Below are 15,560 nucleotides of genomic sequence, written 5' to 3' on the forward strand. Positions count from 1 at the left end.
GCCCGTTATGCGGGCCGTTAGGTGCTAAAAGGAAAAATAATGAAATCATGGAATGAATTAACTAATCTACAACGCGCAGTTATCGGTATCGCAATGGTTGTTGCGGCGGCAGTTTTGCCAGAGATAGCCTTCTTAGTCCAATTAGGCGGTGTGGAAATCGCATTTGCTCTCGTTTTTGCTAGCCTAGCTCCCATCATTTCTTGGTTCTCAACAAAATACCAAGCAATTAAAGAATGTTTACAAACTTCAGTAGTAGCTTTTAGGCATAGTGCATCTGCTAAACCTTCCGTATTCTTCGTTCAAGCTTCTTTTTGTGCCGTCGCACTTCTATTTACAAGTTCGGGCTTTTTGGCTTTTTACTTTTTTATGCCTAGTATGCTGCTAAATGGGGTCTTGGCGTGAGCGCACCTAACAAACCAATCAACTCACTCACTTCGTTCGCTGGGACGCATACACGCGGGGCGGCTTCGCCATTATGCCCCACATGTCTGCGCCCGTTATTGGAAAGTTATGTGGCAATTGAGAATGACTAGATGTATTAACATTTTGCTTGCAGTTGTTTTGTGCGGTTGCACGGCGACCAAGCCTAAAGAAGTAGAATTAAGCTTCTCGTATCAGGATAACTACGACTATTTTGGGTACGTTACTCATTGGGTTAGAAACACTGAAATTCCCCCTGTCGATGACAATATAGTCGGAGCTAAAAAGGACTTTGCACTCTGTAAAAGTGAAATGAAAGATCATTTAGTTGATAATCAATTACCTAGTCAAAATGTCCAATATGCGTTTATCGTAGAATGCATGTACAAAAAGGACTGGTTCTTATTTGCCGAGACTTATATGGTTACGCAGTAGACCACATAACAAACCAAGTAAGCGGGACAATAACACGTGGGCTCCCGTCACTTCGTTCCGTATTATAGCCCACATGTTATTGCCCCTTCTTGGGGTGTTATGTAGCTTGAAGGATATGGACATTCACAATGCAGAATAAACTAGTCATAGGTACTCTTCCTCGATACCTAGCATTTCAGTTGTTTTTTCTCACGTATGTACTCTCAATCTTTACCCATGCATCTGAGCCATCTCCTAAAATTTATCAACCCGGGATGTTTTTTTACCTTCTCCCTTTAGTTATGGCTATGGTTGTAACACACTTTGGCTACATGTCTGCTAGAAGTGGTAGCGTAAGCAAAACACAGTATTTTCAAATATTCGGGATTTTTGTGCTCTACGGATTTATCTGGCATGCTCTTTTTTAAAACGCTACATAACAAACAAATTATGTCACTCGCTGCCGCTCGCTGGGACGCAAACTCGTGCGCGGCTTCGCCATTATTGCACACGTGTTTGCGCCCCATATTTAGAAGTTATGTGCCGCTAGACTATGCCAGATTTTAAAATTAAAACTGAATTCGCAGCAAGAGAGAAAAAGTTCTTAGGGGGTTTGCTTGTTTTCGCGCTCCCTTTTGCCGTTGTAGTCGTTATTAATTCTTTTTCGTCCGTATACATAAATCCCGGTTTTCCTTTCGTCATCATGGTGCTAGGTTTTATGTTTGCTACTTTTACATGGTATCGATGCCCTAAATGCAACTCGATACCGCGTGCTTCAGGAAACCCTGGGGTGCAGCTGTTTGCTAAAAAGTGCGGAAAGTGTGGAGCTCAACTAAGGTGAAAGCACATAACAACCCAATCAACTCACTCACTTCGTTCGCTGGGACGCATACACGCGGGGCGGCTGCGCCATTATGCCCCACATGTTTGCGCCCGTTATTGGAAAGTTATACACAATGCGCAACATCAGGAAGATTAAAGTGAATAAAACCAAAACGTCTCTTCTATTTTTTGCTTTTATAGGCACTTGTTTAGTAACGATGAGTGCATTTGCTTCATCAACGATAGAAGGCGTTTGGAAACAGGCAACAAAACCAGCTCTAATCGAATTCAATTTAACAACTGGTGTAGCAAGTGTTAAAGAACACCAGACTCATAAACAAAACTCTGGCCTCACGATCATCAAAAATATTGTTCAATCAACAGAAACTGAGTGGGTCGGGGAAATGTACAATGGCTACGAAGACAAATATATTTTCGTTACAATCAAGTTAAATAGCACATCGCTATCTGTCTTCGACTCAGAAAACAGTGAAGTGCTTAAGCTTGTTAAGGAATAGCCTTGTGTATAACAAAAAAATCAAGCTCGCCCGCTGCGCGGGCTGGGACGCATACATGCGGGGCGGCTTCGCCATTATGCCCCACATGCCTGCGCCCCTTATTTAAAAGTTATGTGCCACTGATTTGCAACATAGCGTCATGTAGTTTTAACTATACATTTTATAATCTCAAACAGTCTCAATTCACAAGGAAATGGTAATGTCAGATGGAATTGCAAATAGCAGCCAGTATTTTGTCGGGTGGGGAACACTGGCTTTGATCAATGCTGGTTTAGCACAGTCCAAATGCCGCAGCGGTCTAATTTGGTTTCTAATCTCTATTTTTCTAGGACCTGTGGCTACTTTTTTACTTGTTGTCTTACCCAAGGGTGATGTTTAGGGAATGTCACCTAACAAAAAAATTAAGTCACTCACTGCGTTCGCTGGGACGCATACATGCGGGGCGGCTTCGCCATTATGCCCCACATGCCTGCGCCCCTTATTTAAAAGTTATGCACTACAAGGAAAAGTAAATAGTGAACCTCAAAAAAGCCCTCGGGTATTCATTCGGTGCTTTAGTTCTCATTTGTGGGATATATCTATATGACTCTCCCCGAATTCAAGAAACAGTTAAAGGCAGGATCATATCGACTAACTCAAACGGAATAGAAATAGAGAATTCAGCAGGTGTTTCAAGGTTTTTACCAATACCAAACAAATTTAAAGAAGGCGAAATTGTGGAAATTCTGATTTATGAAACACCGTTAACTAAGCAAGTTTCATATAGCTGGTTTGAAGTTTCGCTAGCGGTATGATGTATTGGTGCGTGCATAACAAACCACTCAAGGCTCTCGCTTCGCTCGCTGGGATAGTAACACGTAGGCTCTGTCGCTTCGCTCCTAATTTTAGCCTACGTGTTACTGCCCCTTAGTGGGGTGTTATAAGGCGTCAGCCTAAACTGCGTTTGGCTTCATAAAAATCCCAGTACAACTACCCTCACCTGTTTTCATTAGCACCGCTCTGGCTTGTGGCAGGTTTAAATCCGCCGCTTTCAATTCAAAGGTTGCGCATTAGGCGCTTTATCGCCAAGGTATTATTCTACGTTTACAAGCGCCAATGCGTTTGACAGTTCAAATGGCGGCTAGCTTCAGTCAAATAAAAAACATCAATGCACAGTCGTTTTTCTTGTCTGTGTTAACAATCAATCGTATGCTGGCTTCAACAGTTTTTAAAAAGACCAAAGGAACTGGCTCTGCTTATAACAAGGCGCTTAAGACCACTCCCTTCGGTCGCTCGGACGCATTTACGCGGGGCGGCTTCGCCATAATGCCCCACGCAACTGCGCCGCTTTGCTTAATGTTAGCCATCACAAGGATGTTTTAAATGAAGATAGTTTGTTTTTTAATGGTTTTTATTCTTGGTGGATGTGCGAGTATCCCGCTGAGTACAATGTTAGAATTCAGTTCTTTTCAAAAGAGTGATTTTGTTGCCCTTGAACCCGCAGACATCAAAGCAAAGGTCATAATCGATCAGCCTGTCGAAATTGATATTGAGAAAGTTGATTTAGGGCTTGAACTAGAAACTGACCTAGGAAATAGAATTTATAAATTTCCATTGTCGTTAATTGAAAGACGCTCTATTCCAGCCAAAGAAGGCTGGCTTAGTGTTGACGAGGCCAAAATAGAATATACTTTCAATTTGAACGCAGAATCTGTTAAAAGTTTTCAAGAAGTCCAGCAATTGCTGACGAATAGTAGTGGCGGAAAATTTGCTTTCTCTGTCAACTCGGGGTTTGAAAAACTACCGCCCGATCTCGAAAGTGTTAACTTATCAATACTTTTAAAGCTAAAAAATACCGAAGATTTCGTACCGATTTTCGAGGATGCTACAATCGAATTCGAGACTGATAGCTAACAAAAAAATTATGTCGCCCGCAGGCGGGCTGGGACACAAACAGCCAGGCGGCTTCGCCATTATAGCCTGCCTTTTTGTGCCCCATATTTAAGCGTTGGTATGACTCCCTTTGTCAACCCTGAACGAGCGCTTCCCTGACACTCTTTCAGCCCTCAATTAGTATTCTTTATTACTCAAAATAAATGAGCTAACGCACCGGATGAGGCAGTAATGTCGTCGGTTATTATGCTGGTATTCGTAGGTTACTTATTCAATAAATAAGCAGAGCTGACCTTACATGTTCCGCCGTAGCACCTTCTCATCAGTCTAGGTTCGTGGTTCAACAACCGTTAGGTTGTTGCCATCATAACGCCCTCGTAGGTTGTGCCACATCCCGCGGCCTGATCCAAATGTGTTAGCTCAAACTCGTTTTTCATGCAGGTACTCGGCTTAGTCTTAATTTTGGGTTTACCGGCGTGAGTACCACTTCCTTTGCAATAGCCCAGATGTATGCCGCCATTTCTCTGGCTATCGCGGTGATGATTAAATTGTAGTGTTTACCCTTTTTACTCATGCGCTGATAGCGTTTGCACAGACGCAGCTGTGCTTTCCAAGCAATATCGACGATGTCTTTAGGTAAGCCTTCCTGCCTTAACTGTAATTCAGTAGAGACGTTAGCCGGATAACGGTAGCTGTGCGCCCCCTCAATCAGTAAACGCCTTGCTCGGCCATTTCCCGCTTTAGTAATAGCACCTAAGTGCCGCTTTCCGCCTGATGACTGTTCGCTGGGGACTAAACCTAAATATGCCATGAGTTTTCTTGGATGGTCGAAGCGGTTTAAATCGCCAAGCTCTGCTACCACGCCAACAGCAACGAGCAATCGAACACCGCGCATCGCCTGAACGGCTTTCACCACCGGATAATAACGCCATTGGTGCACATGGTGGGTTAACTCATTGTCGAGCCTTTCCAGTCGCCGGATACGCTCTTCTATAGTTTGTAGTTGCTCCTGCAAGACGATTTGCTGGGCCGGATGAGGCAATATTAATTCAGTGAGCCAGCGAAGGTGTTTCTTCGACCAGTTGGCTGTACCCTCATAACGAATGTTGTTGCGCAGCAGTAGGGCTTTAAGCTGGTACTTTGCTTCTTTTAAATCCTTCATTGCCGCTTCACGAGCACGTGATAAATCACGAACCGCTTCATCTTCCGGCTCGGGCACATAGATGGGTGTAAGGTCTTCAGACTTTAGTGACCTAACGAGCTTAAGCGCATCTCGGCGGTCGGTTTTAATTCGCTCTCCTGGCTTTTTGGGAATAAGAGATGGAGCCACGACGTAGCAACGATGTCCCAAGCTCGTAATCAGCCGATAAATCCAGTAACCACACGGTCCAGCTTCATAAACAACGTGAAGTGTTGCGCCAGGATACTTCGATTCAAATTGGCGAATTAGCTTTTTGACACTGACCTTAGACGAGGGAATACGCCCATAATGAACGGGCGTCGCGCCACGCTGCTCTTCACAATAAGCAACCTCATGAAACTCTTTATGCGTATCCAACCCGATAAAAATCATGCTATGTTTGTTCATGCTAGCCTCCAAATTGATTTAGTATTGAACAAACTAATTATGGCTCTGGCTGAAAAGTTAACCCACGAAAATGCGGGGGCTAGCACTTTTACAGGGAGTCATTGTGTCTAGTAGCCAAGTCTAGGAACTCAAAATTAGTACGATGTTAGAACCTTCAAGTAGCACCTACTTCCTAAGTAACGTGGAGTCTATCAGCGCTAGTTTCAATTCAATTGGTTTGTTAATCGCTGCCGCAGTCCTTGTTGCGACTTTCAAATTCACGACTCTGTTACAGTCGCTCTCAACTTTAACCAAGTTAAAGCCTAAACACATCGTAGTTATTGCATTTAGCATATTTTTAGTTGCCTTTACCACATCACTACTAAACGGCTTAAGAGTTCATAACGTCCAAAATGCTATTTTGACCAACCAGACTCAGATCATATCGGGGTGTATAACCGACCATAAAATAATACGAGGTAACAGCAGGGAAGAAATGTTCGTTATTTCAAATGTAAAATTTAAATATAACGATTACGCTACGGAACAATACTTTTTTGCTAATCGGAATCACAACACCTTTATAAAAAACGGACAGTGTGTGACTATTGTTTTCCTGCCTAAACAGGAAAACGGAATTTTAAAGATCGACAAGGTTTGAGTTGCATTGGCTGCTAACAAACAACTGTTGGCGCTCACTGCGTTCGCTGGGACACAAACACGTAGGCTCCCGTCGCTTCGCTCCTTATTTTAGCCTACGTATTTGTGCCCCAAAGTTGGGCGTTATGTGTATTTAAAATATGAAGTTATTTTTAGTCATTCTTTCAACTATGCTCCTTTTGGGATGCGCAAAAGGTAGAGTAGACATCCTGAGTAAAGAAGGTGAATTGTTAGACTCCTGCACAGCTGAATTCAATTGGCATTTGCATGGCGTACAAGACTCCGTTGACTACATTTTATATCTTTGTGCTAAAGGGCACCTTGAAAACGGAAAGGTCATATCCGACCCAACTATATTAGAAAACGATTATAGCTTACCTTCTCCACCCAATAGTCAAACATGGAACAAACGGAGTGCGTATGAAAGCTATAAATCAGGCCATCTCTCCGAGCAGAAGTATGGTTATATCTTAGCTGCTATAGAATACGAATATATATTAAGTGCGGAAAAAGCTCGAAAACAATTGGATTCAGGTGTTATAACCAAAAAACAATATGAACAACTGGTCTACGAAGCGGCGGTTTTGTTTAATGGCAAGTAAGGTATATAACAAGGCGCTCAACTCTTACCCTGCGGTCACTGGGACAATAACACTGCGGTGCTGCGCACTTTACCGCAGTATTATTGCCCGTTAGCCTTGCGTTAGCTTCTGAGAGGTAAGTTCATCTTTAGCCACACTAAATTCACAAAGCTTGCATACTGGGTCATGGCTATTAATACGGTGGTCGGTTTATTCAGCGTGATTGCTCTTTTTTTCGCTATTCAACCGGATAAATTAACAAGTAATTTCGCTTTTCTTCCCTTGATTTTTATCTTATTGGTGAACGCTCTTATTTGCATTCTCGTCTACAAAAACAGCTTTAAAGCATTACGGTTTTCTACTTGGTTTTATGTTTTTCAGATTTTCAGTTTTGAAACTGAGCGCCTGTCATTCTATTTCAATACTGGACTTCAATTTACTCTATCTTGGTCAATTGGAGATAGTTCGTTTTCTACCAACTTTGCAGTAATTGCTATTTGGGTATTACTATACGTGGCATTGCGCAGTGTCAAAGAACAAAGCTAACAAAACGCTGTTGGCACTCCCTTCGGTCGCTAGGACGCTCACTCGCAGGGTTGCTTCGCTATTATGCCCTAAGTATTATCACCCCTTATTTAAAAGTTAGCTAAACAAGGAAGTTATGAGTCGTTTTCTATTATTGGTATTAAATATCCTAGCTTTTAAGGCTGCAGCATGTTCCTTTGCTCCAGCGTTTGATGATTTCGTAATATCCGAAAATTCTTCAGATGAAGTTACTACACCAACTTTTAAAGTTGATTCAATCCACAGAGGAACAGATGATGGAAATCATGGTTCATGTTCTGATGCGGGCTTTATCAATTTAAAACTAGAGACTTTACCCTCTCATGAACAAGGTTATATTTTTAAAATTGTTGAAGGTGAATTTGAAGATCAGCTTTTTTACGAATCCCCTGTCGTACCATCGAAGTTTATGGAAAATGAAAAGCTATTTAGTTTTCTTTGGTTAGACGGGAGTTATGAGGAACAAGAACCCATAAATATTTTGGTTCAGATTATTGCTGTATCTCGATCTGGGAATAAAAGTGAACCTCAACTATTAAAAATAACTCACCCAGGTATACAAAAACCTTGGTGGAAGGTTTGGTAACAAAGTATGGCTAACAAGCCACTTAAGACGGGACGTTATATGCCCATCACTTCATTTGCAAAAAAAGGAATTATGATGTTTTATTTTGAAGTTATTCTTTTTATCTTTTTTGTTTGTTTTATCAGTTTCGGGTACAGGAAAAATAACCGGAATATGATGTTACTTGGCTCATTTTGTCTTTTTCTATCTCTATCCGCAGGGCCATTTGTTGAAGGTGTTAACAAGGGGTTCGCTGAAAAGTCTCACGAACTTAAACAAAACAAAGTTACTGGGTAAGCAATCAAGAGCATATAACAAGCCGCTGTAGTCGGTCGCAAGCTCCCTGGGGCGGCTTTGCTATTATGCCCTACGCGTTATCGCCCTTATATAAAAGTTAAGTGCTTTGTTTGCCAAATCAAAATATGGAGTAATAAATGGAATTTAGACACACTAAGCGTTTTCATATTGTATCGCTTCTGATACTGAGCATTTCATTGCTCTCAAAAGCTAGTGCCAATGACATATATGATGCAGCGATCAATAACCCTGCAAGGCTAAAAGCAGACTTCGCATACGATCAAAAGCGGAAACCGTTAGATATTCTTCCTTTTACTCAGATAAAAAAGGGCGACAAAGTTCTCGAGCTTGGTGCAGGTGGTGGTTACACAACAGAATTGCTATCGTGGCTAGTTGGCGAATCTGGCAAAGTATATGCGCACTTTCTTTATAACAAAGAACGTCTTGAAAACAATAGACTGTCAAATGTTATTTCACTTCGTAAGCACTCTTTAAATGAACATGCGCAAGTGCTTGCTGAAAACGAAATTCAATCCAATAAATTGGATGCAATCATCATTTTTTTTGTTCTGCATGACATCTATCTAAATAATGAGATGAGTGATGAATTATTGACTAGTTTAATGGATGCATTAAAGCCAGGTGGAAGCTTGATTATATTAGACAACGCAGCTAAGCCGGATTCGGGTTTGACTAATATAAGCGATCTTCACCGGATTGGAGAGCATTTCGTCAAATCAGAACTGGAGCAAGCGGGTTTTGTATTTGATGGCCAAACATCTGTGCTCAGAAACAAGCAAGATGATCACACTAAACCGTGGGGTGATTATGAAGGTTTGCAAGATCGTTTTGCTTATAGATTTAAAAAGACCGAAATATAATTTTAAAACGCACTTAAGAAAAATATTATGTGGGAATTTTACTCGCTGAAAAGCGCTCCTAAAATCCCTAAATGTTAAGCGTTAGACACTTGTCATGGATATCACATTAACAGATCCTGCTATACCTCTCTTCCATTTTGAGGTCATCAGAAATGTCTCCATTGTAGCGGCATTTTTAAGTGTTGTTGTTGGCCTAATTTATAAGGTTAAATACGATACAGCCTTGAGCTTATATAAAATCATATTGTTTTCTCCTGTGGTACCAATATTGTGTACATACTATGGTTACAAACAATATCTTGACGTTTTTTACGCTTTTCATAACAAAGGGAGTGGGACTATCGAATTACACTTTGTTTACCCTGCAAATAAGCGGATAGTATTGGATAATCCAAAATCAACTTTCGATCCAGATGGAAGAAGCCAAACCTGTCGGCTAGTTTTCAGAAAGAATGGCGAAAAATATAGTAGCGCTAGCGCTAATGACGTATCTATGTGCAAACAAATTTCGAGATCGCTTTAGGTACGTGTTTAACAAACAACTGTTGGCACTCACGGCGTTAGCTGGGACGCATATACGCAGGGCGGCTTCGCCATTATGCCCTACATGCCTGCGCCCCCTATTTAAAAGTTAGGAGACCAAGGTATGTATCAGGTTAAAAGGATTTTTTGGTTTATACCGCTGAATGTTTTGATTCCCTCGTTTTGTGCCGCAGGGATCTACCTCTTATTGGCACGACTAGAGATTAATTCTTTTGATACTGCCTATTTGATATTTTCTTATCCAGTGGTTGGCATTAGCTCATTTTTAACCTACTGGTCTTTTGCTAGAGGTTTGAATTCGAAACCATATAGCCATGGATTTATCGTTTATATATTCAGTGCGATGATTCTGAATGTTTTTTTATCCGTGGCAATGAAGCAAATATATACTTCTCCGACACTATATTTTGATTTTATTATTTCTGTTTCGGTGATGCTCATTGCAATAAAAGTTGGTTATCGAAAAAAGGATGTTTCAGGTGAGGTCTCCTAACAAGAGCATATTGGCGTTCACTGGCGCTCTTTGGGACATTTTTTATATGCTGGCATTAGGTACTGTGAGGTTAATTGACATATGGAGCATGAATTGATTAGGCAAGTTCAACCTGAAGATTATGAAAGTATCGAAAAAATATATAACCATTATGTTTCAAATACCTCTGTTACGTTTGAAGAAACTACCGTTTCAAGCACCGACATTCAAAATAGAGTAGAAAAATCACGTAGTTCCAATCTTCCGTGGCTTGTTATGGAAATCAGTGGTTCTATCGTCGGTTATGCGTACGCGACCAAATGGAAAGAGAGAGCTGCATACAGATTTTCTGTAGAGTCTTCAGTTTACGTCTCCGAAAAGCATCACGGTAAAGGTTATGGAACTCTTCTATACACCGAATTACTTAAGAATTTGAATTTACTTGACGTAAACTCCGTAATCGGAGGCATTACGCTACCAAATCTTGCAAGTGTCGCATTGCACGAGAAACTGGGTATGAAAAAAGTTGCTCACTTTAGCAATGTCGGTTTTAAGTTTGATAAGTGGTTGGACGTCGGCTATTGGCAGTTGAAACTGCGTACCTAACAAAAAACAAGCCACTCACTTCGTAAAGGTTATGTGACCAAAGGAAATCAAAAATAAGGTGAAGTTTTCAAGTATAGCTTTTTCTCTTTTGTTACTAGCGGGTTGCACGACTGGTCGCTTAGAGTATATGACTCCAGAAGGAGAGACCAAATTCGCTTGTGAAGTGGAATATACTTGGGAACCTAGCGTAGACAAATATGCCGTCGAGTACATTTTAAGTTATTGTGCAAAACAGGCAGCCGAAAAAGGTAATACTGTAATTCGAAGAGAACTACTCGAATTAGACTTATCCATTCCGAAGCCACCTAAAGGTAAGCAATGGAGCTTCGAATTAGCAAAATCGCTACATGAGCAAGAGAAAATCACCGATAAGCAATACGGCTACATAGTTGCGCACTTGGATTTAGGCCATGACAAAAGTTGATGTATTGGAAATATTACATAACAAAAAATATGCCCTACGTGCTATCGCCTTTTATTTAAAAGTTACGTTTCTCAATGGTAGTTTTGGAATTTTAGTACAATGTTAAATATCGGACTTGTTTATTTTACTAACACAGACGTAACCGGCCAATTAATGCTAGCTGTAATAACAGAGCTTGAAGCTTATGGTTGTCAACTCATCATCCACAAGATTGAAGGCAATCAGATTATAGATGGCCGGTTTCAAAACCCCGACCTCTTTTCACAATTACATAAATGCCATGCGATCGTTTTTGGCTCACCAACCTACATGGGCAGTGTATCCGCTCAATTCAAAGCTTTTGCCGACGCCACAAGTGATTTCTGGGCTGAACAAAAGTGGGCGGGTAAGCTAGCCGCGGGTGTTACGTCAGGCACTGGGCTCAATGGAGATCAGTCATCCTCACTTGCATACATGCAGGTATTGGCCAGTCAACACGGAATGCTTTGGGTTAATCTGGACGCCACTTATCACGACACAGCAAAAGGCGTAAATAGGCTAGGTTGTCATTCAGGTGTTACAGCGCAAAGCTTGGACGGTTCAGTTAACGAAATAGATTTAAAAACCGCGACTTATCTTGCTAGAAAAGTTATTGATTATGCAGAAAAGTTTAACAATGAAATCTAAAGAACGCGCAAGACGCTCTTCGCTTCGCGGGGCGCGGGGACACATATACGCAGGGCGGCTTCGCTACTTTCGACTTACGTTTCCCCCCTTAGCTTAGTGCTATAACGATAAGGAACATCACTATGCTTCTTACACCGAAAAATATAAAATCAGCAACTATAATGTCAGTTGTAATGGCATTAACGCTTTTTTTCATGCGTGGCTTTTATTCAGAAGTCGAGATAACCCCTATCAACTTAATGCCTTATTTGCTATCAGCTTTTTGCGGCGTTGTTTTAGCTTTTTTGTACTTAACACTGTTCCCAAGCCAAAGGAAAAATAGTTTTCTCACATTTTTTATACCTGGTATTGCCTTAATAATTGTATTGCTTCTAACGGGATTAGCTAATTTATGGCTATTAGATGAGTTAACGTTTATGTTAGCTTTTATATTTGGCGGACAGGAAATTTCAAAGCCTATTGAAAAGTCATTATAACAAGCTGCTCAAGCGGAAGTGCTAGAGAATGTTTAAATGGAACTATTTTTTGCAAACTTGGTAACAATTGTATTCTTCATTACGGGGTATAAGCTCATTGAAAAAGCAATTTTTCCAATGCCCTCCACTCTGCTTAAAATTGCACTCTATTCACTTTTGATCTTCAGCTGTTTAGGCATTACTTCGTTTCTTTTTGCTATCGCTATCGGACTATGTTTACCAAATACATACCCAGTCACTTTTTCATACAAAGCGCTGTTTATTTGCCCTTTTATTACTATCTACTTTTCATATAAGATGATACAAAACAAAAAACTGCTTTCTACACGCACATCACAAGCACATTAACGCTTGCTGCGCTTGCCAAGGACAAAATCACCTGGGCTCCCTACACTTCGTTTGGTGTTGTAGCCGCGTATTTTTCCCTTTGTTCGAGCCGTTAGCAGCCAGGAAAATAGAGTCGTATGAAAGTAACTCAAATTTTCGGATTAATCATATCAATTTTAGCTTTTACCTATTACATGTCTTTTGCGCAGCGACTAGACTCACCTGATGCGCAAGGCTCAGTGGCGCTTGGGATTGGTCTTCTTTCTGTCTTTTTTTTAGCATTAATCTCTGCAATTTTGTTAATCCCAACCTCGATTATTCTTTTAAGAAAAAAAGCTAGAGAGCGTCATAATTTTAATGGCTTAATTTGGAATACTGTTCTCGGGTTTAACACCGCGCTGGCGTTTTTTTATACGTTCATTGGTCTATGGTCGGTGGGGACATTTATTGTTATATGGGCCGGCCGTTAACGATGCGCTATTGTCATTCCCTGCAGTCACTAAGACACTACCTGGGTACTTCGCGGTTCTCGCCTTCGTCTGCGCGCCAAAGCTCAGCATTCGGTGCTTCACGGATATGAGCTTCGAAAGATTTCAAAAACATCGACACATCGTAGCTGATAATATGGTTTGCGTATCTTATGACCGCTTTACCACAAAGTTTGAAGTGAAGATCGGTGGCACTATTGCTTACTCTAAGTATTTTTGTTTCTGGCCTAGGCATAACGCTACCGTTCAAATCGGTTCTAGTTCTTATGCGCTCAGTGTATATTGGTTTTTTATCTGGGGAGCGTCTTTAAAAAAGGACGATACAGTTGTTGTAAAAGAGCTACTGCCTAAACGCCGTAGGCGTTCTATTTCGCTTCTAGGCTATGGTGTTTTTATTATTTTACTTAGGGCTGCTTTTGTTGTTTTTGCTCCATAGTACCTAACAACAAAGTTATGTCGCCCGCAGGCGGTTTGGGGCACAAATTCATGCGCGGTTTCGCCATTATGCCTTACGTGCCTACGCCCCTTATTTTAAAGTTATGCCCAAGTTCAGATTATGTCTTTGAAAAGCAATTTCAAATTAATGGCTGAGTACAATAAATGGATAAATGAGTCCATTTACTCGGCTGCGTCACATTTAAGTAGAGATTCACTTTCAGAAAACAAAGGCGCTTTCTTTGGTTCCATTATCGGAACCCTTAATCATATATTAGTCGCCGATGTCATTTGGCTAAAACGATTTGCGTCTCATCCCTCAAATTTTAGTTCATTGCATAGCCTCGCAATGACGCCATTACCAGAAAATCTCGATTCAATACTGTTTAGCGACTTTGCAAAGCTAAAAAATGAAAGAAACCGATTAGATGACGTAATTCTGGAGTTTGTTAATCAGCTCAGCGATGAGCTTTTGGACAGTGATTTATCCTATCAAAATTCAAATGGCGTCCCTTTCAAAAAGCCTTTTTCGCACCTCATACAACACTTTTTTAACCATCAAACTCATCATCGAGGTCAAATTTCTACATTGCTTTTTCAGTCTGGTATAGATTTAGGTGTCACAGATTTGTTGGCGAAAATACCCAATGCGTATGAAGTATAATAAGGCTCGCGAAGGGACACATACATGCAGCGGTTTTGCCGATATTCCACAAACATTCGCTCTTATCATTTAAAAGTTAGGTACTCATAAACAGAAATCAGCTCCACTGATGTTCTGATGTTGCCTTAGTAGAGACTTATTTATGAGTACTCTATTAAAACAAACAAGCGTCTACTTCGAGTCTGCGCTTAGTTTTTTAGTTTGCTAGCTGTCATTTGTGTCTTGTAATCTGTAAGCTGGTTACTAAGATTTTTTCTTCATGAAACAGGAGGTTTTATGCCACATAGGAAGTTCTCAGTTCTCACTCGCGGGGAACACGGCATTATCGCAGGTGTATGCTCAGGTCTTTCTCAATATTATGGACTCCGTAAAGCGGGGCTTCGGATAGCGTTTCTTATATCTTCCTTTTTCTTTGTTTTACCAGTTTTTTTATATATTGTTTTGTGGCTAATTTTACCTAAGTACCCAACAACTCAGGCGATGGCTCGACAGCTACGAAGACAAAGTGGTCGTTAAGGAAAAAGCAGTTAGCAAGAATTATGTCGTCAGCGAGCTAGCTGGGACAAAATATGGCGTCCTTGTCAGCCCATATGAATACGAAGTGACATGCACTTAACAGGGATGTTTATTTTTAGTGTGTAAGAACAATACTAAAAGGATTTCAAAAAATGCGTATATCTCTATTAATTATATTCTTGTCATTTAACTGCTTAGCTGCTTCAAATATAGAGCTACAAAAAGAACTAGTATCTATGGCTAAAGCAGATCAAGAAGTCAGAAATGAGATAAGTACAGCCGGATGGAAAAAAGCGCCAGCTGATTTGCTCGAAAAAATTAAGCGTATTGATATAGAAAACACCAATAGGCTAAAAGAAATCGTTAAACAACATTCATGGGTTACTCAAGATTTAGTTGGTAGTGAAGGCGTTTCAGCCGCGTTTTTAATTGTTCAACATTCGCCAGACTACCAATTCAAGCAAAGCATGCTTCCACTTTTAAAACAATCCTTCTTGAATGGCGAAGGCGTCACGGGTCAAGAGTTTGCCTTACTAACAGACAGGGTTTTAATCTATCAGAATAAACCACAACTATATGGCACCCAACTAAGTATTGTAGGTGGCGAATTAGTTTTCGAACCAATTTTAGACCAAGAGAATGTAAATCACAGAAGAGCAGAAGTTGGACTGCCATCATTGGAGAAATACAAGAAAGTAGTTGCAGAGGCTTATGGATTGCCAGTGAAGTGAATAGCTACGGGACTGCTAGAGCTTGGCTCAGTTCCACGTTGCTACACAGTT

At 40.8% G+C, this 15,560-nt stretch carries 21 protein-coding genes; 20 read left to right on the forward strand and 1 reads right to left on the reverse strand.

The window, feature by feature from the left end:
• Positions 1-39: 39 nt before the first annotated feature.
• The 6 genes from PCAR9_RS10770 to PCAR9_RS10795 all read left to right on the forward strand — a co-directional run bounded on the left by PCAR9_RS10770 (position 40) and on the right by PCAR9_RS10795 (position 4,067).
• Positions 40-402 carry a hypothetical protein gene (locus tag PCAR9_RS10770; protein ID WP_179983589.1) on the forward strand — a complete coding sequence of 121 codons (363 nt, stop codon included), beginning with the start codon at positions 40-42 and terminating at the stop codon, positions 400-402.
• Between the two features lie 123 nt (positions 403-525).
• Positions 526-855 carry a hypothetical protein gene (locus PCAR9_RS10775; RefSeq protein WP_179983590.1) on the forward strand — a complete coding sequence of 110 codons (330 nt, stop codon included), beginning with the start codon at positions 526-528 and terminating at the stop codon, positions 853-855.
• Positions 856-1,814: 959 nt separating this feature from the next.
• The gene (locus PCAR9_RS10780) at positions 1,815-2,174 is read left to right on the forward strand and encodes a DUF2147 domain-containing protein (RefSeq protein WP_179983591.1); all 360 of its coding nucleotides are present in this window, start codon (positions 1,815-1,817) and stop codon (positions 2,172-2,174) included.
• A 199-nt stretch (positions 2,175-2,373) separates the two neighbouring features.
• A complete protein-coding gene (locus tag PCAR9_RS10785; protein ID WP_179983592.1) occupies positions 2,374-2,553 on the forward strand; it encodes an antitermination protein NusB in 180 nt (59 codons plus the stop codon).
• 136 nt (positions 2,554-2,689) lie between these two features.
• Positions 2,690-2,968: a hypothetical protein gene (locus PCAR9_RS10790; protein WP_039235234.1), complete on the forward strand. Its 279-nt coding sequence runs from the start codon at positions 2,690-2,692 to the stop codon at positions 2,966-2,968.
• A 568-nt stretch (positions 2,969-3,536) separates the two neighbouring features.
• On the forward strand, positions 3,537-4,067 hold the full coding sequence (locus PCAR9_RS10795; protein ID WP_179983593.1) for a hypothetical protein: 531 nt from the start codon (positions 3,537-3,539) through the stop codon (positions 4,065-4,067).
• 412 nt (positions 4,068-4,479) lie between these two features.
• Here PCAR9_RS10795 and PCAR9_RS10800 read toward each other — a convergent pair whose 3' ends face one another.
• A complete protein-coding gene (locus PCAR9_RS10800) occupies positions 4,480-5,634 on the reverse strand; it encodes an IS110 family RNA-guided transposase (RefSeq protein ID WP_179983594.1) in 1,155 nt (384 codons plus the stop codon).
• A gap of 779 nt (positions 5,635-6,413) precedes the next feature.
• Between PCAR9_RS10800 and PCAR9_RS10805 the strand changes: the two genes are divergently transcribed.
• The 14 genes from PCAR9_RS10805 (at position 6,414) to PCAR9_RS10870 (ending at position 15,509) form a co-directional block, all read left to right on the forward strand.
• A complete protein-coding gene (locus PCAR9_RS10805; RefSeq protein WP_179983595.1) occupies positions 6,414-6,875 on the forward strand; it encodes a hypothetical protein in 462 nt (153 codons plus the stop codon).
• A 165-nt stretch (positions 6,876-7,040) separates the two neighbouring features.
• Entirely contained in the window at positions 7,041-7,400 is a 360-nt protein-coding gene (locus tag PCAR9_RS10810; protein ID WP_179983596.1) for a hypothetical protein, read from the forward strand.
• A gap of 115 nt (positions 7,401-7,515) precedes the next feature.
• Positions 7,516-8,004: a hypothetical protein gene (locus PCAR9_RS10815; RefSeq protein WP_179983597.1), complete on the forward strand. Its 489-nt coding sequence runs from the start codon at positions 7,516-7,518 to the stop codon at positions 8,002-8,004.
• Between the two features lie 413 nt (positions 8,005-8,417).
• Complete coding sequence (locus PCAR9_RS10820; RefSeq protein WP_179983598.1) at positions 8,418-9,161, forward strand: class I SAM-dependent methyltransferase; 744 nt, start codon at positions 8,418-8,420, stop codon at positions 9,159-9,161.
• Between the two features lie 646 nt (positions 9,162-9,807).
• Positions 9,808-10,197, forward strand: a complete 390-nt coding sequence (locus tag PCAR9_RS10825; RefSeq protein WP_179983599.1) for a hypothetical protein — start codon at positions 9,808-9,810, stop codon at positions 10,195-10,197.
• 81 nt (positions 10,198-10,278) lie between these two features.
• Complete coding sequence (locus PCAR9_RS10830) at positions 10,279-10,782, forward strand: arsinothricin resistance N-acetyltransferase ArsN1 family B (RefSeq protein WP_179983600.1); 504 nt, start codon at positions 10,279-10,281, stop codon at positions 10,780-10,782.
• A 58-nt stretch (positions 10,783-10,840) separates the two neighbouring features.
• Positions 10,841-11,206 (forward strand): hypothetical protein, encoded by a 366-nt coding sequence (locus tag PCAR9_RS10835; protein ID WP_179983601.1) that lies wholly within the window; start codon positions 10,841-10,843, stop codon positions 11,204-11,206.
• A 99-nt stretch (positions 11,207-11,305) separates the two neighbouring features.
• Entirely contained in the window at positions 11,306-11,872 is a 567-nt protein-coding gene (locus PCAR9_RS10840; protein WP_179983602.1) for a flavodoxin family protein, read from the forward strand.
• Between the two features lie 122 nt (positions 11,873-11,994).
• A complete protein-coding gene (locus PCAR9_RS10845; RefSeq protein ID WP_179983603.1) occupies positions 11,995-12,348 on the forward strand; it encodes a hypothetical protein in 354 nt (117 codons plus the stop codon).
• 464 nt (positions 12,349-12,812) lie between these two features.
• The gene (locus PCAR9_RS10850; RefSeq protein WP_179983604.1) at positions 12,813-13,145 is read left to right on the forward strand and encodes a hypothetical protein; all 333 of its coding nucleotides are present in this window, start codon (positions 12,813-12,815) and stop codon (positions 13,143-13,145) included.
• Between the two features lie 106 nt (positions 13,146-13,251).
• Positions 13,252-13,599 (forward strand): hypothetical protein, encoded by a 348-nt coding sequence (locus PCAR9_RS10855; RefSeq protein ID WP_179983605.1) that lies wholly within the window; start codon positions 13,252-13,254, stop codon positions 13,597-13,599.
• 120 nt (positions 13,600-13,719) lie between these two features.
• The gene (locus tag PCAR9_RS10860; RefSeq protein WP_179983606.1) at positions 13,720-14,262 is read left to right on the forward strand and encodes a DinB family protein; all 543 of its coding nucleotides are present in this window, start codon (positions 13,720-13,722) and stop codon (positions 14,260-14,262) included.
• A gap of 276 nt (positions 14,263-14,538) precedes the next feature.
• Positions 14,539-14,778, forward strand: a complete 240-nt coding sequence (locus PCAR9_RS10865) for a PspC domain-containing protein (RefSeq protein ID WP_179983607.1) — start codon at positions 14,539-14,541, stop codon at positions 14,776-14,778.
• Between the two features lie 152 nt (positions 14,779-14,930).
• Positions 14,931-15,509: a DUF6624 domain-containing protein gene (locus PCAR9_RS10870; RefSeq protein ID WP_179983608.1), complete on the forward strand. Its 579-nt coding sequence runs from the start codon at positions 14,931-14,933 to the stop codon at positions 15,507-15,509.
• Positions 15,510-15,560 lie beyond the last annotated feature (51 nt).

The sequence above is a fragment of the Alteromonas macleodii genome, from assembly GCF_903772925.1.
GTDB classification, from domain to species: domain Bacteria; phylum Pseudomonadota; class Gammaproteobacteria; order Enterobacterales; family Alteromonadaceae; genus Alteromonas; species Alteromonas macleodii_A.

Excerpts from the sequence above, each read along its gene's own strand:
- PCAR9_RS10845 (WP_179983603.1), top strand. The coding sequence starts at position 11,995 with ATGCTTCTTACACCGAAAAATATAAAATCAGCAACTATAATGTCAGTT.
- PCAR9_RS10805 (WP_179983595.1), top strand. The coding sequence starts at position 6,414 with ATGAAGTTATTTTTAGTCATTCTTTCAACTATGCTCCTTTTGGGATGC.
- PCAR9_RS10850 (WP_179983604.1), top strand. The coding sequence starts at position 12,813 with ATGAAAGTAACTCAAATTTTCGGATTAATCATATCAATTTTAGCTTTT.
- PCAR9_RS10855 (WP_179983605.1), top strand. The coding sequence starts at position 13,252 with ATGAGCTTCGAAAGATTTCAAAAACATCGACACATCGTAGCTGATAAT.
- PCAR9_RS10795 (WP_179983593.1), top strand. The coding sequence starts at position 3,537 with ATGAAGATAGTTTGTTTTTTAATGGTTTTTATTCTTGGTGGATGTGCG.
- PCAR9_RS10770 (WP_179983589.1), top strand. The coding sequence starts at position 40 with ATGAAATCATGGAATGAATTAACTAATCTACAACGCGCAGTTATCGGT.
- PCAR9_RS10840 (WP_179983602.1), top strand. The coding sequence starts at position 11,306 with ATGTTAAATATCGGACTTGTTTATTTTACTAACACAGACGTAACCGGC.
- PCAR9_RS10810 (WP_179983596.1), top strand. The coding sequence starts at position 7,041 with ATGGCTATTAATACGGTGGTCGGTTTATTCAGCGTGATTGCTCTTTTT.
- PCAR9_RS10800 (WP_179983594.1), bottom strand. The coding sequence starts at position 5,634 with ATGAACAAACATAGCATGATTTTTATCGGGTTGGATACGCATAAAGAG.
- PCAR9_RS10830 (WP_179983600.1), top strand. The coding sequence starts at position 10,279 with ATGGAGCATGAATTGATTAGGCAAGTTCAACCTGAAGATTATGAAAGT.
- PCAR9_RS10870 (WP_179983608.1), top strand. The coding sequence starts at position 14,931 with ATGCGTATATCTCTATTAATTATATTCTTGTCATTTAACTGCTTAGCT.
- PCAR9_RS10865 (WP_179983607.1), top strand. The coding sequence starts at position 14,539 with ATGCCACATAGGAAGTTCTCAGTTCTCACTCGCGGGGAACACGGCATT.
- PCAR9_RS10775 (WP_179983590.1), top strand. The coding sequence starts at position 526 with ATGACTAGATGTATTAACATTTTGCTTGCAGTTGTTTTGTGCGGTTGC.
- PCAR9_RS10815 (WP_179983597.1), top strand. The coding sequence starts at position 7,516 with ATGAGTCGTTTTCTATTATTGGTATTAAATATCCTAGCTTTTAAGGCT.
- PCAR9_RS10785 (WP_179983592.1), top strand. The coding sequence starts at position 2,374 with ATGTCAGATGGAATTGCAAATAGCAGCCAGTATTTTGTCGGGTGGGGA.
- PCAR9_RS10860 (WP_179983606.1), top strand. The coding sequence starts at position 13,720 with ATGTCTTTGAAAAGCAATTTCAAATTAATGGCTGAGTACAATAAATGG.
- PCAR9_RS10825 (WP_179983599.1), top strand. The coding sequence starts at position 9,808 with ATGTATCAGGTTAAAAGGATTTTTTGGTTTATACCGCTGAATGTTTTG.
- PCAR9_RS10820 (WP_179983598.1), top strand. The coding sequence starts at position 8,418 with ATGGAATTTAGACACACTAAGCGTTTTCATATTGTATCGCTTCTGATA.